Genomic DNA, 14,489 nt, shown 5'->3' on the forward strand with positions numbered 1-14,489 from the left:
GGCATCGGCTGAGCCCGCCGACGCCCGCACCCGGCGTTGCCCTCGCCGCCGCCGACACCCTGACTTCTCCTGCGGCCCCGCCGGAGCCTCCTCGAACCCGCCCTGCCGAGCGGCCCTTCCCGTCGGTCAGGCAGGCTTGGCGGCCACGGTCACGGCCTGGACGCCGGGCACGGACTCGGCCAGGACGCGGGCCACGTGTCGGTCGGCGGGGTCGTCGTGCTCGTCCAGGACGGTCACCGCGCCGTCGGCCACGGTCACGGTCCAGCGGCGGCCGCCGCCGTAGGCGGCCAGCTTGCGGCGGAGCTCGGCGAGGATGTCGAGGTCGTCGCGGGCCAGCACGCGCAGCAGGTCGCGGCGGGTCAGCATCCCGACCAGCCTGCCGTTGTCGGTCACCGGGACCGAGCGCAGGCCGCGGTCCAGCATCAGCTTGGCCACGCGGGCCACGTCCGCGTTCGGGGCGACCCGGCAGGGATGGGCGGTCATCACCTCGCCGACGGTCCACTTGGGATCACGCGGGCAGTCGTGCGGGGTCCGGGCGTCGGGGAGCACCCGCCCGCGCAGCAGGTCGGCCTCGGTGACCAGGCCGACCAGCCGGTCGCCGTCCTCGACGACCGGCAGCGCGGTGAACCCGTGCGCGGCCAGCAGCGCGATCGCGGCCTTGGCGGGCGTGGCCGGGGTGACGGTGACCGCCGGGCTGGACATCAGGTCGTCGGCGCGCATGTCGGGTTTCCTTCCGTGACGGGGACGATGAGGTCGGAGAGCGGCTTGCGGGGGGTCACCCGCGCGGGCGGGCCGTAGCCCACGCGCAGGATCGCCTGGGGGGTGAGGCGGTTCCCGAGGAAGCGGCGCAGCTCGCCGCGCACCTCGGCCACCTCGATGGGCTGGGACAGCAGCGACGCCGAGAGCCCGAGCGAGGTCACGGCCAGCAGCACCCGCTGCAGCGCCTGCCCCGCCTGCACCTGCTCAGCCGGACCGTCCGAATAGGACTGGAGCACCATGATCAGCGGGGCGGGCTCGAAGTCCTTGCCCGGCACGCGCTCGCGGGCGTGTCCGGCGCCGAAGTCGCGCAGCACCCACTCGTCCTGCGGCTCCGGCGCGGGCCCGCTGGCGGTGCGCGGGACGCCGTCCGCCCGTCCGCCGTCATGCCCGGTCCACGCCGCCAGCTCGCGGGCGACGGCCGGGTCGGCGGCGTGGACGCGGTGGGCCCGCGTCACCAGCTCCCGCAGCCGGGCGCGGTCCTGCGGCTCGTCGACACTGTGCAGCCAGCAGCGCTCGTCGCTCGCGGCGCGGACCAGCCTGCCGCGGTGGGTCGCGGGCACGGCGGCGTCGTGGAAGGGCGCGCGGACGGTCCTGCGGTCCGGGATGGCCCGCGCCAGGGCCGCGGTCGGCGGGAGCACGCGCGAACGCCCGCCGTGGCGCACGACCGCGAGCGGCCGGTCCGGGTCGTCGCCGGGCCACGCCCAGTAGGTGAGGGTCACCAGCGGCCGCACGCCCTGCAGCTCCAGCGCCAGCCGGAGGTTGAGCAGGGCGGCGCCGCAGCCCAGGCGCAGCTCGCGGTCGTCGGGGTCGGTGGCGGGCAGGCGGGCGGCGGGGTCGGCGCGCAGCTCGATCCGGTCGGGCAGCACGGCGAAGCGCCACGGCTGGATGTTGTGCAGCGAGGGCGCCATCCCCGCGGCGGTGAGGACGGCGCTGACCTGCTCTGCGGTCAGGCCCAGCGCCGGTGGCACGGTGGTCATTGCGGTACTACCCATCGTCGGTCGTGCTCTGACACCCTCCACGATCCGATTCGGATGAAGGCGGGCAAACAGTCGAAGGTCCCGTTCGGCTCGGGACAGGTGTCGTCATGTCGGGTTGGCGTGCGTCCGTGTCGCCGTGAGAATGGCGGGAGCGGCGAAGGGATGCGTGGGATGTCCGACATGGGCGAGACGACCGGTTTGGGCGGGCTTCGCCTGGACGAGTTGTTGGCGGAGGTGCAGGAGCGGCTCAGTGAGATCGGCCGTACGCGGGATCGTATGCATGGCCTGTTGGAGGCCGTGATGGCGGTCGGTGCGGGGTTGGAGTTGGATTCGACGTTGCAGCGGATCGTGCAGGCCGCGGTGGATCTGGTCGATGCCCGCTATGGGGCTTTGGGTGTTCTGGGGGGTCGGGAGGGTCTGCTGCAGGAGTTCGTCTATGTGGGCATCAGCCCGGAGGAGCGGGCGCGGATGGGGCATCTGCCGGAGGGGCGGGGTCTGCTCGGGCTGCTCATCACGCATCCGAAGGTGATCCGGGTGCCGGAGTTGGGGGCGCATCCGGCGTCGGTGGGTTTCCCGTCGAACCATCCGCCGATGAGCAGTTTCCTGGGTGCGCCGGTGCGGGTGCGTGAGGAGATCTTCGGCAATCTGTATCTGACGGAGAAGCGGGGGGCGAGGGAGTTCAGCGCCGAGGACGAGGTCGTGTTGCGGGCGCTGGCGGCGGCGGCGGGGGTGGCGATCGAGAACGCGCGGCTGTTCGAGCAGGGCCGCAGGCGGCAGCGGTGGTTGGAGGCGTCCTCGGAGGTCCGCGCCGAGCTGCTCGCGGGGGCCAGCACGGACGACGCGTTGGAGTTGGTGGTGCGGCGGGCGTTGGAGTTGACCGAGGCCGACTGCGTGCTGGTGTTGCTGGCCGATGAGGAGGTGTTGCGGGTGCGCACGGGCACCGGTGAGCGGGGTCGGGCGCTGGTGGGGGCGCCGATCCCGCCGGAGACCCCGGTGCTGGCGGGTGTTCTGGAGGCGGGTGCGGCCGATCTGGTGCCGGACCTGGCCGCCGCGCTGGGCGATGTCCTCGGTGCGGACGCGCTCGGTTTCGGTCCGGCGTTGGTGGTGCCGTTGCGGACCACCGACCGGGTGAGTGGGGTGCTGTTGGCCGCGCGGGACAAGGGGGCGGCGCTGTTCGATCCGGACCTGGTGCCGGTGCTGGACTCCTTCGCCGACCAGGCGGGTCTGGCCCTGCAGGCCGCGCAGGCCCAGCGCGACCGGCGGCTGCTCGACGTGCTGGCCGACCGGGACCGCATCGCCCATGACCTGCACGACCATGTCATTCAGCGGCTCTATGCCTCGGGCATGACCCTGCAGGGCACCCTCCACCGGGTGAGCGGCCCGGAGGTGCGGGCCCGCATCATGCGGGTGGTCGAACAGCTGGACGAGACCGTCCGCGAGATCCGCACCAGCATCTTCGACCTGCACACCGCCGGACAGGAGTCCCCGGGCAGCGCGCGCAGGCGGTTGATGGACGCCATCACCCAGACCGCCGCCGACAGCGGCATCACACCCACGGTGCGCATGTCCGGGCCGGTGGACACCCTGGTGCCGCCCACGGTGGCCGAGCACGCGGAGGCGGTGGTGCGCGAGGCCGTCAGCAACGCCATTCGCCACGCCGCCCCGACCTCGGTCATCGTGACCATCGAGGCGGGCGATGACCTGGTGGTCGACGTGGTCGACGACGGCACCGGCCTGCCCGAACACTTCGCCCGCAGCGGCCTGGCCAACCTCCAACACCGCGCCACCACCTGCGAGGGCACCCTCACCCTCGCCCCTGCCTCCCCCCAGGGCACCCGGCTGACCTGGCGCGTCCCGCTGCCGTAGCGGACAGCTTCGCCGGGACAGCGGCGGGCGGGGCGGTTATGGTCGGGCGCGAACCCAGGCTGGAGGGATCGGAATGGCCAAGCGCACGTGGCGTGATCTCAGCTCGGGCAGGCGCCGGACCGTGATCGCCTTGGGGGCGGTGCAGGTCGCGATGGCCGCCGCGGCGTGGGCCGACCTCGCGAAGCGGGCGCCGTCCGAGGTCACCGCGAGCAAACCCGTGTGGGCGGCGATCATCGCTGTCAACTTCGTCGGCCCCCTCGCCTACCTGCGGTGGGGGCGGCGTGAGCGGGACATGGCGCGGCCGTAGACCGTGTCCGGCGGGGTCCGACGCTGCCACGGGGTGGGCGTCCGCGACGACGATCGACTCAGTCGCCCCACAGCGTCTCGCCCTGCTGGACGACGTGCTCGGAGTACACCCGGTAGTCGGGGACGATCTTGGGTCCGTAGACGACGGGGACGATGACCTTGTCGAGCTCGGCGCCGTCGTCGGGGGAGGTGTGGAAGACCTCGACGAACAGTCGGTCGAGGGTGAAGGCCGCGCCCGCGACGTCGACGGTGATCTGGAACTAGCCGTGGCCGCCGATGCCGTCGCCCGCCATGAAGTGCCCGGTCACCTCGTCGTGGGCAGGAAGACCTGCGCGGCGTCGGCCGATCGTCAGTGGCCGAGCCGCGGACCACACGGCGCGGGCAGCAGGGGCGTTTCAGCTCACTTGTGTCCGCCTGACGACGACGTTGTCGATCGCGACGGGGGTGTTCGGGGGTGCTCGGTGAGTGGGCCTCTTGCCTGCTCGCGTTTGCGGGCGGCGGATGCGGCGAGGGCGGCGGGGGCGATCAGCATCGCGATGAGCCCGACGAAGCCGACCGCGAACGACAGGTCTGTCAGCTCGGCGACGCCTCCCAGCATCGGGGGGCCGATGAGGAAGCCGGAGTACGCGATGCTCGTGACGAAACCGACTTCCCGCGCTCCGCCGTTGCCGTCGTCCCGTTGACCCGCCGCGCCCGCGAGTTCGATCACGAGGGGGAACACGAACGCGACACCGGCGCCCGCCACCACGTACCCGACGTAGGTGAGCCAGGCGACCGGCACGATCGCGGCCGTCAGCAGGCCGGTCCCGGCGAGCAGTGACCCGACGGCCAGGATGCGGACGGCGTCGAAGCGGCGTTGGACCGGTTCGCCGAGCAGCCGCACCACGGCCATCGCGCCTGCGAAGACCGAGTACATGAGCGCCCCCGCCGCCTCGGACATGCCGCGCTCGTGGACTGCGAACAGCGCCGACCAGTCGGCGTTCGAGCCCTCGACGATGGCGGAGACGAACGCGATGCCGCCGAGCAGCCACAGCACCGGGCGGCGCATCAGGCCGCGGTCGAGTCCGCTGCTCCCTCGGGTGTCGGCGGCGGGCTCCTCCCGGGGCACGAACCGGATCACCCCGGCGATGACGATCACCGAGGCGACCATGACCGTCGTGAAGTACGGGAGCAGCTCGACGCGATAACCGGCGGCCAACGCCGCGCTCAGCGAGCCCGCCAGCCCGCCGAAGCTGAACCCGGCGTGGAAGACCGGCATCAGCGGGCGCTCCACCCGGCGGATGACGGTCAGGGCGGCGACGTTCATCGACACGTCGAACACGCCGAAGGCAGCACCCAGCACCACCAGGGCGATGCCGAGCTGCACCGCTGTCGTGACGACGGCGAGGACGGGCAACATCCCCGCGGCGGCGAGGGCGGACGCGAACACGACGACCCGGGCGCCGAACCGGGCGCACAACCGGCCCGCGAACGACGCGGACACCGCCAGGCCGATGCTGGCGCCGAGCAGCACCAGGCCGAGCACGCCCGGGCTCGCGCCGATCTTCTCGGCCAGCGTCGGTATGCGCGGCGCCCACGAACCCGCGATGACACCGTTGAGCACGAACACGATGAACACCGACACCCGTTCGGAGCGCACCCGTCTTCCCCTCGCCTGCTCGCTCTGACTACCCGACACCTGATGCCGAACGGATCGACTCGGCCACCCATGCCGCGAGCGCGACCGTGCTGAGATGGGTGTTGGCCCGCGGGATCACCGGCATCAGCGAGGCGTCCCCGACGTATACATTGGACAGACCGTGCACTCTGCCGTGCGCGCCCGCGACCGCAGCCGGGTCGTCGGCGGGACCCATGGCACAGGTGCCGACCGGATGCCAGTACCCGCCCGCCGTCCTGCCGATCGCCGCTCTGCGCTCGGGCGACCACGGGGTCAGGGTGGCCAGCTCGCGCACCGGGGCGGTCGCGGCCAGGTCGTGGGCCACATCGACGCCGTCCAGCGCCACCTGCCGGTCGTGGCCGTCCGGGTCGCTGAAGTAGCGGGGATCGATCGACGGCGCGGCCATCGGGTCGAGGGAGCGAGCCCGCACCACGCCGCGGGACCGGGGCGCGAGCACGAACACGTACAGCGAGACCGCCAGCGGACCGATATAGCGGCCGCGCTCGTCCTCCTCCGGTCCTGCGGTCGGCACGATGTGCAGGTCCCAGTGGTCGTCGGCCATGCTCGACCGCACCTTGAGCAGCGCCTGGGGCACGTACACGCGGTCCGGCAGGACGAGCGCCGCCGTCGGGTCCAGCGCGAGGTGGACCTTGGAGTGGTCGATGAGGTTCTCCCCGACGCCTGCCAGGGGCAACACCGTCGTCGCGCCCAGGTCGCGCAGCACCGGTTCGGGCCCGATTCCGCTGCGCATCAGCAATGGCGGGTTGCCGTACGCGCCCGCGGCGAGCACCACCGCGCCCGCGGCGATCGTCTGGGACCGCCCGTTCCGCACGATCTCCACCCCGGTCGCGCGCTCGTCCCGCACCAGCAGCCGCACGGCCAGCGCGTCGGGCACCACGTGGAGGTTCGGCCTGTCCCGGGCCGGGTCGAGGTAGGCGAACGCGGCGTTCCAGCGGGTGTGGCCGACGGCGTTCAGCGGCACCCACCCCGCGCCCTCGGCGGCGTCGGTCCCGTTGACGTCGGCCAGGGCGGGCAGGCCGATCCGCGTCGCCCCGGCCACCACGGCGCGGTGCCAGGCGCCGCGATCGGCTTCCGGGACCGCGCGGACCCGCAGCTCGCGCAGCGCGTCGGCCAGGTAGGGGGCGAACGCGGCATAGTCCAGCGCGCCTGCGGAGTAGGCGCTCCAGGCGTCGTAGTCGGCAGGCGCGCCGATCGTGGTCCAGCACGCGTTGCTGACGGAGGAACCGCCGATCACCCGCGCTCGCGAGCAGTACGCGGGCCCGTCGGGGTCCCAGTCGTGGCTGCGCGCGGGCAACCGGCAGTCGAGCAGATCGGCGGGCCACCGGCCCGCGTGGTACGGCCCGTAGTCCGGCCCGGCTTCGAGCAACAGGACCGAGCACCGGTCGTCCTCGCTGAGTCGGGCGGCCAGCACGCATCCGGCGGCGCCGCCGCCGACCACGACGATGTCGGCGCGCAGGTCCTCGGACAACGCCTCTTCCTCCACTTCGCGCCGAGCAGGCACGCGAAATCCCCCTGACGTCACGGCGGTAGCCTTGCTGTGCACCGGAATTCGCCGAGCGGTCACCCGTCAGTGTGACCGCGGCACGGCAGCACGATGTGGGCTGCGGACAGATCAGACCATGCGGTTGCCCGACGACGGCGCGAGCCTGCCGAGCGCGCGGTGTCCAGCATCCCCAGATCCCCCCGGTGGACTGCGCGAAGACGACTGTACCTTGTCGGGTTCCTTCAGTCGAGTGTACTTGTCTTTCATGGAGTCGACCACAAATATGCAGCGTCACCGTCGAAGACATCCGTTCGGCCTAACGGGCGTCCGAAGGTTCACTCCTCCGGGGCATCGGAGGGCTGACCGGGGTGGGATTCTGTCTCATGTGGACGATAGCGCCCACATGGTTAGTGAGGGTCACTCGTCCTTTTGCGACAAACAGCGGCCATACCTGGCTCCCTCAGCGGGAATGCGGATCGCTTGTCGTGTTGACATTCGACGTCGTCCCGCTGCTAGGCTCGATCCAACTCGGTAGCTGCCGTGTGCAACGGCTTTCTGCGTCCATCGATCTGAAGAGGCACGGTAAATGCTGGCACCGGTGTGGGAAGTCGAACCCAGGGCGGACCGGCCGCTGATCGTCCACGTGAACTCGACGGCGACCGGCGGCGGCGTGTCCGAACTGCTCCGCGGGCTCCTGCGTCACCAGGACGCGGGCTGGGCCGTGATCGCGGGCACCGCGGACTTCTACGCGGTGACCAAGTACCTGCATCACCTGCTGCACGGGAACGCCGACCCCGCCCGGCTCGACGATCCGGCGATGCTGCGGACCTACCGCTCGACGATCGCGCCGCAGGCCGACTGGTTCGGGGAGCGGGTGAAGCCGGGCGATGTCGTCATCTTGCACGACCCGCAGACGCTCGGCCTGGCCCCCGCGATCAAGGCCGCGGGCGCTCGGGTGGCGTGGCATTGCCACATCGGCGGCGTCGTCGCGCCCGAACGCGGGCCCGGCGCGGTGTGGCGGGCGTTCGATGCCGAGCTCGGCGCGCTGGACGCCGTGGTCACCACGCTGCCCGAGTTCGCCCCGCCGAACGTGCGCGAGCTGTTCGTGATCCCGCCCGCGATCGATCCGCTCGCGCCGAAGAACCGCGAGCTCGACCCCGACGAGGTCGCCGCGCTGCTGGCCGAGATCGGCCTCACCGCCGACCGGGTCTCGGCAGGGGTGACGGTCACGCAGAGCGCGCCGCTGCCGCTGGACGCGCGCGTCGTGCTCCAGGTGTCGCGGTGGGACCCGCTCAAGGACATGCCCGGCGTCGTCCGGTCCGTCGTCGGCCTGCCCGAGGACGTGCACCTCGTGCTCGCGGGGACCGATCCCACGGAGATCCCCGACGACCCCGAAGGGCTGGAGGTCCTCGGCGCGGTGCGCGCGCTGCTGGCCGAGATGTCGGAGGGGGATCGCGCCCGCGTGCACCTGCTGAACATCTCGATGAAGCAGCCGGAGTACAACGCGCTCGTGGTGAACGCTTTGCAGCGCAGGGCCGACGTGGTGGTGCAGAAGAGCCTGCAGGAGGGTTTCGGGCTCACCGTGACCGAGGCGATGGTCAAGGGCCGCGCGGTGGTCGCGTCCGACGTCGGCGGCCTGTCTCAGCAGATCACGCACGGGCACAACGGCCTGCTCGTCGATCCGGCCGACATCACGGGCCTGCGTGCCGCCCTCGTCCGGCTGCTCGATGATCCCGGGTCGCGGCGGACGCTCGGCGAGCGTGCGCGGGCCAGCGTGCTGGAGCGGTACACGATGCGGCGATTGGCCGGGGACTACCTGCGGGTGATCGCGGGAGGTCCCTGAGCCGGGGACAGGTTCGGCGGTCTGGGGGAAGGCTGTGCTGATTACGGTTCTGGATGTCGGTGGCACCCATGTGCGCTGGGCGCGGTGGTCACCGGAGCAGGGGCTCGGCGAGGTCAGGCGTGTGCCGTCACCGAGTTTCCTGCGCTGCGCCGACACACCCGTCGAAGAGTTGCAGGCCAGATTGGTGCGCACCATGGCCGACGCGGTGCCGCCCGAAGGCGTCGCGGGCGTGTCGTTCGGGGCGGCGCTCGACCACCGCACGGGGACGGTCTACGCGTCCGCCCCGCTGTGGGGAGCGCATGCCGCGCCGTTCGACCTGCTCGAAGCGCTGAGCGCCGCCAGGCCGGACGTGCGCTGGCACGTCCTCAACGACGTCACCGCGGCACTGCTGCACCTGGCGAGCACACCGCGGGCCCGACACCTGCGCAAGGTGCTGCTCGTGACGATCAGCACCGGCATCGCCTGCCGCACGATCGACCAGCGCACCGGCGAGATCCCCCTCGACGGCTGCGGCCTGCAGGGCGAGATCGGCCACCTGCCCGCGACCGTGACCATCGACAACGCGGCGGTGGACCTGTCGTGCGCCTGCGGACGGCCGAGGCACGTGGCCGCGTACTCCTCAGGACCAGGCATCCGGCGGCTCGGCGAGGTCCTGCGGCAGCGCCGTGGCCCGGTCTGGGACAACTCCGCCCTTGGCCGTGCGCTGGCGCGGGGCGCGGCCTTCGAGTCGGCCCTGCCGGCCGCGCTGCACCGCGGTGACGCGGTGGCCGGGGAACTGCTCGACGCCGCGACGAAGCCGATCGCCGATGTCGTGCGCACGGCGCTCTGCCTGGACCCGGAGATCGACCTCGTCGCGCTCACCGGCGGGGTCGCGGTGGGTCTCGGCGAGCATTACCGCGGTGCGCTGCTCGCCCACCTGAGCCGTGATGGTCTGTACCTCACCAGCGAGCGCGCGCCGGAGTGGGTGCGGGACCGGGTGGTCGTCTCCGAGGCGAACGGGCTCGTCGGGGCCGGGATGGCCGCAGCGACCCGCGAGTCGGCGTGAACCGCGCTATCGTGCGCGCGCACGGCACGGTGTCCGTGGCGCGGCTGCCGATCGCCGCCCCGGGGCGGGGCGAGCTGAGCGTCGCGACCGAGTACGCCGGACTGTGCGGCACGGATATCCAGATGCTGCGCGGACTACGGGACGATCCCGCGCGGGTGATCGGACACGAGGGCGTCGCGCGCGTGGTGGCGGCAGGCGCGGGCGTGCCCGCGCGACTCGCCCCGGGCACGTTGGTCGCGATCAACCCGACGCACCCCACGGACCCCGACTTCCTCCTCGGGCACAATGTGGACGGCCTGTTGCAGGAGCGCACGCTGGTACCCGCGACCGCGGTCTCCTGCGGCCTGGTGCTCCCGTTGCCGGAAACGACCGATGCCGCGGTGGCGGGCCCGCTGCTGGAACCGCTGGCTGTGGTCCGGTACGCGTTGGCCGAACTGGGCGCGTTCGCCCCCGCGACGCTGCTCGTCATCGGCGACGGGATCGTCGGGCACCTCGCCGTGCGGGCCGCGGGCCGGTGGCTCGGTCCGGGCATGCGAGTGGCGTTGGCGCACCACACCGGTCCCGGCCTGGCGTTCAGCGCGTCCCGCCCCTACCGGGCCGACCTGCTGCTGGACACCGTGTTCGAGGTGAAGCTGGACGGCCCGGTCGCCGCGCTGATCGCGACGCCGCGCGATGCCACGGTGGCGGCGCTGGAGTCGGCGCTCGGGGTCGGGGCGGAGGTCGTCGACATCGTCGGCGGACTGCCGCCCGGCGCCACGACCCCCTTGCTGCCAGGGGTGGACCTGACCGCCGTGCGCGCGGCCAATCGCGGCGGGCTGCCCGACCCGGTCCGCGTGACCACGGCGCGGCTGGGGACGGGCAGACCGGTTCGGCTGTTCGGCCACCGGGGGGTCGGGAACCGGCATCTGCTGGACGCCGCGGCCGAACTCGCCCGCGATCCCGGCCGCTACCGCGACCTGATCACCCATGAGACCGACCTCGACGGCGCGGCCCGCGTGATGCGGGCGCTGGCCCGCTCGCGCGAACGCACGATCGACGGCCGTCGGCTGATCAAGCTCTCGGTCCGAACCGCGGAGGACACTCGATGACATCGCTGGCCGGGCGACGCATGATCGTGGTGGGCGGCACGACCGGGATCGGCCGCGGCATCGCCGACGCCTGGGCGGCGGCGGGCGCCGACGTCGTGGTGTGCGGCCGCAGCAGGCCTGCCGACCCCGGGCGGCTGCGGTGGGAGCGGGTGGACCTCACCGAGCCTGATCACGCCCGCGACCGGCTGGCCGCGCTCGGCGCAGGCCCCGTGCACGCCGTGTGCTTTTCCTCGGTCTACTACGGCGAGGGGCGGGCCGACTTCCGCGATGTGTCGATCGGGGAGTGGCGTGCCCAGCTGGCGGTCAACGTGACCGGGCTGTGGATCACCCTGCAGGCCTTCCTGCCCGCGCTGCGGGACGCAGGGCCGGGTCTGGTCGTCGGCGTCTCGTCGGAGGTCGCGTTCAACGCCGGGCCGGGAAGGTCGGGCTACGCCGCCTCCAAAGCTGCGGCGAAGACGCTGTTGGACTCCATCGCCCAGGAGGAGGACGAGGTGCGCGTGGTGCAGGTGCTGCCCGCGGGCATGGTGGACACTCCGGGCATCCGCAGGCGCAGGCCCGTGGGCTTCGACTACAGCTCCTACATGACCCCGTCCTGCTTCGCTCGGGTGGCGACCGAGCTGGCGGCGACCTCGGGGGAAGGCCGCCACGGGGACAGCCTCGTGGTCGACGGCGACGGCGGCTGGTGGTCGGCCTACGACCGCCCGCCGGTGTCGCAGAGCCGGAGGCCGGTGTGACCTGCCTGGTGGGGCTCGCCGAGTGGCGGCTGCCGGTGTCCGGCGTCGAGGCCGTGCGGCTGGCGGCGGCTGTGGGCGCCGACGGCGTGCAACTCGACCTCGGCGGACCAGGCCGGGGTCACTGGGTCGACGCGCCGGGCCGCGTGGACGCGCTGCTTGCCGCGGCGCACGCCCAGGGAGTGCGGCTGCTCGCGCTTGCGGGCAACCGGTTCAACGATGTCGGCCTGACCTCCGACGCCGCGACCGTCCGGCCGTTGCTCGAGCGGTTGCTGGACGCGGCGGTGGCGTTGGGCGTGCCGCTGGCGTTCGTGCCGAGCTTCCGCCGCGGCGCGATCGACGGCCCGGACGCGTTCGCGCGCACCGCCGAGGCGCTGCGCTGGGGCGCGGCCGAGGCGGCCGCGCGTGGCCTGGTGCTGGCCAACGAGAACGTGCTCGCCCGCGATCAGGCCCGGGCCCTCGTCGACCGGGTCGGCTCGACCGCCTTCCGGCTGGTGCTGGACACGTTCAACCCCGTGACGGCGGGGCTGCGCGCGGACGCCCTGGTCGCGTCGCTGGGCGACGTGGTGGCCGATCAGGTCCACCTCAAGGACGGCCCTTCCGACGGCGGCTCCTCCCCGTTGCTCGGCGCCGGGGAGGGGAGGCTCGACGACGCCGTGCAAGCGCTGCACGCCCACTCGGTGGCGGTGCGCGCGCTCGTGGTGGAGAACGACTACCGCGACGGAGATCTCGCGCGGATGTCCACCGACCTCGCCTGGGCGCGGCGCCGTGCCCGGCGTTTCACTCCGACAGAGGCAGGGAGATGACCGATACCCAGCTGCCGATCACCGTCGAGGTGTCGGCGTTGCTGTTCGACATGGACGGCACGCTCGTCGACTCGACGGCCGTCGTCGAGCGCACTTGGCGCTCGTTCGCCGCCAGGCACCGCCTGGACCCCGAGCGGATCCTCGCGGTCTCGCACGGGCGCCGCACCGAGGAGACCGTCGCCGAGTTCGCGCCCGCGGGCGTCGATGTCCGCGCCGAGGCGCTGCGGGTGATCGCCAGCGAGGTCGGCGACACCGACGGGATCATCCCGGTGCCCGGCGCGCCCGAGCTGCTGGCCGCGCTGCCCTCGGCGGGCTGGGCCGTGGTGACCTCGGCGGGCCGCGCGCTCGCCGAGGCCAGGATGGCCGCGGCCGGGCTGCCCATGCCCGCCGTCGTGATCAGCGCGGATGACGTGCGGGCAGGCAAGCCGAGCCCGGAGGGCTACCTGGCCGCCGCCGACCGGCTCGGCGCCGCGCCGGAGGACGCGATCGTCTTCGAGGACGCCGAGGCGGGAGTGCGGGCCGCGCGGGCGTCCGGCGCCCGCACCGTGGTGGTCGGCGCGTGTGCCGCGCCCTCCACCGAAGGGCTCGACCGGGTCGCGGATCTGCGCGGCGTCCGGGTCGAGCAGGCGGCCGGACGGCTGCGGGTGTCGTACCCGAGTATCCGAATATGGGGGATGGGGAATGACTGAGACGACCGGACTGCACGTCGACGGGGCCGGGTCGTGGCTCGTCCGCGCCCGGAAGGAGGTCAGCTATGAGGTGCGGGTCCGCGACAACCTGTTCCGGCCCGACCGGTCCGACCTGGTGGAGATCGGCTCGGACTCCCCGGGTGGTCGCCGCCGGGTCGTCGTGATCGACGGCAACGTCGATCTGCTGCACGGCGAGCGGATCCGCGCCTACTTCGACCACCACGCCGTGGACTGCGCGATGGTGGTGGTCAAAGCGGATGAAACGGTGAAAGACCTCGCGACCGCCGCACGGGTCGCCGAGGAGCTCGACCGGTTCGGCATCGCGCGCAGGCGGGAGCCGGTCATCGTCATCGGCGGCGGCGTGCTCATGGATGTCGTGGGCCTGATCGCGAGCCTCTACCGGCGCGGGACGCCGTTCGTGCGGGTGCCGACCACGCTCATCGGACTCGTCGACGCCGGTCTCGGCGCCAAGACCGGGGTGAACTTCAACGGCCACAAGAACAGGCTCGGCTCCTACGCGCCCGCGGAGCTCACCCTGCTCGACCGGTCGTTCCTGTCGACTGTGGACCGCAGGCACATCAGCAACGGGCTCGCGGAGATACTGAAGCTCGCGTTGATCAAGGACCGGGCGCTGTTCGAGCTGCTGGCCGAACACGGACAGGTGCTCCTGCGCGAGAAGTTCCAGGGCCGCACGCCGATCGGCGACACCGCCGCGGTCGCTGTCCTGCACGCGGCCACGCAGGGGATGCTGGAGGAACTGCAGCCGAACCTCTGGGAGTCCGAGCTGGAGCGCTGCCTGGATTACGGGCACACGTTCAGCCCCACGATCGAGATGCGTGCGCTGCCCGCGCTGCTGCACGGCGAGGCGGTCTGCGTGGACATGGCCCTGACCACCGTTCTCGCCTATCGGCGGGGATTGCTGAGCGAGGACGAGCGCGACCGCGTCCTGACGGTCATGGCGGCGCTGGAACTGCCGACCTGGCATCCCCTGGTCGCGCCCGACGTCCTGCTGCAGGCGCTTGCGGACACGGTGCGGCATCGCGACGGACAGCAGCGGCTGCCGCTGCCCGTCGGGATCGGCGACGTCACCTTCGTGAACGACGTCAGCGCGCAGGAGCTCGAGGCGGCGGCAGTCCTGCAGCGAGAACTGAGCGAAACGCGTTTTCGTCGCATCGCCGCAGGTAAATGCGTATAACCGAATAGCGCTCAAGCGGGGAG

The 14,489-nt window shown here is 72.7% G+C and carries 13 protein-coding genes; 9 read left to right on the forward strand and 4 right to left on the reverse strand.

Annotated elements, in window-relative coordinates; all coding sequences use genetic code 11:
* Positions 1–126: 126 nt before the first annotated feature.
* Both IEY98_RS22115 and IEY98_RS22120 read right to left on the reverse strand, forming a co-directional pair.
* Positions 127–720, reverse strand: a complete 594-nt coding sequence (locus IEY98_RS22115) for a CBS domain-containing protein (RefSeq protein ID WP_189212530.1) — start codon at positions 718–720, stop codon at positions 127–129.
* Positions 702–1,736: an Acg family FMN-binding oxidoreductase gene (locus tag IEY98_RS22120; protein ID WP_189212531.1), complete on the reverse strand. Its 1,035-nt coding sequence runs from the start codon at positions 1,734–1,736 to the stop codon at positions 702–704. The genes IEY98_RS22115 and IEY98_RS22120 overlap by 19 nt, the downstream gene beginning before the upstream one ends.
* A gap of 162 nt (positions 1,737–1,898) precedes the next feature.
* Here IEY98_RS22120 and IEY98_RS22125 point away from each other — a divergent pair, with 162 nt between their 5' ends.
* Positions 1,899–3,602, forward strand: coding sequence for a sensor histidine kinase (locus IEY98_RS22125; protein ID WP_189212942.1), 1,704 nt, complete (start codon positions 1,899–1,901; stop codon positions 3,600–3,602).
* Positions 3,603–3,675: 73 nt separating this feature from the next.
* Positions 3,676–3,909, forward strand: coding sequence for a PLDc N-terminal domain-containing protein (locus tag IEY98_RS22130; RefSeq protein WP_189212532.1), 234 nt, complete (start codon positions 3,676–3,678; stop codon positions 3,907–3,909).
* 399 nt (positions 3,910–4,308) lie between these two features.
* Here the strand turns inward: IEY98_RS22130 and IEY98_RS22135 are convergent, their stop codons facing one another.
* Both IEY98_RS22135 and IEY98_RS22140 read right to left on the reverse strand, forming a co-directional pair.
* Positions 4,309–5,547, reverse strand: coding sequence for an MFS transporter (locus tag IEY98_RS22135; RefSeq protein ID WP_189212533.1), 1,239 nt, complete (start codon positions 5,545–5,547; stop codon positions 4,309–4,311).
* Positions 5,548–5,575: 28 nt separating this feature from the next.
* Positions 5,576–7,087: a GMC family oxidoreductase gene (locus IEY98_RS22140; protein WP_189212534.1), complete on the reverse strand. Its 1,512-nt coding sequence runs from the start codon at positions 7,085–7,087 to the stop codon at positions 5,576–5,578.
* A gap of 580 nt (positions 7,088–7,667) precedes the next feature.
* On the opposite strand from IEY98_RS22140, the gene IEY98_RS22145 reads away from it, so the two are divergent.
* From IEY98_RS22145 to IEY98_RS22175, 7 genes are read left to right on the forward strand one after another with little or no spacing between them, the layout of a single operon-like run.
* Complete coding sequence (locus IEY98_RS22145) at positions 7,668–8,912, forward strand: glycosyltransferase (protein WP_189212535.1); 1,245 nt, start codon at positions 7,668–7,670, stop codon at positions 8,910–8,912.
* 34 nt (positions 8,913–8,946) lie between these two features.
* Positions 8,947–9,957 carry an ROK family protein gene (locus IEY98_RS22150; protein WP_189212536.1) on the forward strand — a complete coding sequence of 337 codons (1,011 nt, stop codon included), beginning with the start codon at positions 8,947–8,949 and terminating at the stop codon, positions 9,955–9,957.
* Entirely contained in the window at positions 9,954–11,045 is a 1,092-nt protein-coding gene (locus tag IEY98_RS22155) for an alcohol dehydrogenase catalytic domain-containing protein (protein ID WP_189212537.1), read from the forward strand. Before IEY98_RS22150 ends, IEY98_RS22155 begins: the two co-directional genes overlap by 4 nt.
* Positions 11,042–11,779, forward strand: a complete 738-nt coding sequence (locus IEY98_RS22160) for an SDR family NAD(P)-dependent oxidoreductase (RefSeq protein WP_189212538.1) — start codon at positions 11,042–11,044, stop codon at positions 11,777–11,779. Before IEY98_RS22155 ends, IEY98_RS22160 begins: the two co-directional genes overlap by 4 nt.
* Positions 11,776–12,582, forward strand: a complete 807-nt coding sequence (locus IEY98_RS22165; protein ID WP_189212539.1) for a sugar phosphate isomerase/epimerase family protein — start codon at positions 11,776–11,778, stop codon at positions 12,580–12,582. Before IEY98_RS22160 ends, IEY98_RS22165 begins: the two co-directional genes overlap by 4 nt.
* Complete coding sequence (locus IEY98_RS22170) at positions 12,579–13,271, forward strand: HAD-IA family hydrolase (protein ID WP_189212540.1); 693 nt, start codon at positions 12,579–12,581, stop codon at positions 13,269–13,271. The genes IEY98_RS22165 and IEY98_RS22170 overlap by 4 nt, the downstream gene beginning before the upstream one ends.
* Entirely contained in the window at positions 13,264–14,466 is a 1,203-nt protein-coding gene (locus tag IEY98_RS22175; RefSeq protein WP_189212541.1) for a sedoheptulose 7-phosphate cyclase, read from the forward strand. The genes IEY98_RS22170 and IEY98_RS22175 overlap by 8 nt, the downstream gene beginning before the upstream one ends.
* Positions 14,467–14,489 lie beyond the last annotated feature (23 nt).

This window comes from Actinokineospora fastidiosa, assembly GCF_014648415.1.
GTDB classification, from domain to species: domain Bacteria; phylum Actinomycetota; class Actinomycetes; order Mycobacteriales; family Pseudonocardiaceae; genus Actinokineospora; species Actinokineospora fastidiosa.

Coding starts and splice junctions, on each gene's coding strand:
- IEY98_RS22115 (WP_189212530.1), bottom strand. CDS start 720: ATGCGCGCCGACGACCTGATGTCCAGCCCGGCGGTCACCGTCACCCCG.
- IEY98_RS22120 (WP_189212531.1), bottom strand. CDS start 1,736: ATGACCACCGTGCCACCGGCGCTGGGCCTGACCGCAGAGCAGGTCAGC.
- IEY98_RS22125 (WP_189212942.1), top strand. CDS start 1,899: ATGCGTGGGATGTCCGACATGGGCGAGACGACCGGTTTGGGCGGGCTT.
- IEY98_RS22130 (WP_189212532.1), top strand. CDS start 3,676: ATGGCCAAGCGCACGTGGCGTGATCTCAGCTCGGGCAGGCGCCGGACC.
- IEY98_RS22160 (WP_189212538.1), top strand. CDS start 11,042: ATGACATCGCTGGCCGGGCGACGCATGATCGTGGTGGGCGGCACGACC.
- IEY98_RS22170 (WP_189212540.1), top strand. CDS start 12,579: ATGACCGATACCCAGCTGCCGATCACCGTCGAGGTGTCGGCGTTGCTG.
- IEY98_RS22175 (WP_189212541.1), top strand. CDS start 13,264: ATGACTGAGACGACCGGACTGCACGTCGACGGGGCCGGGTCGTGGCTC.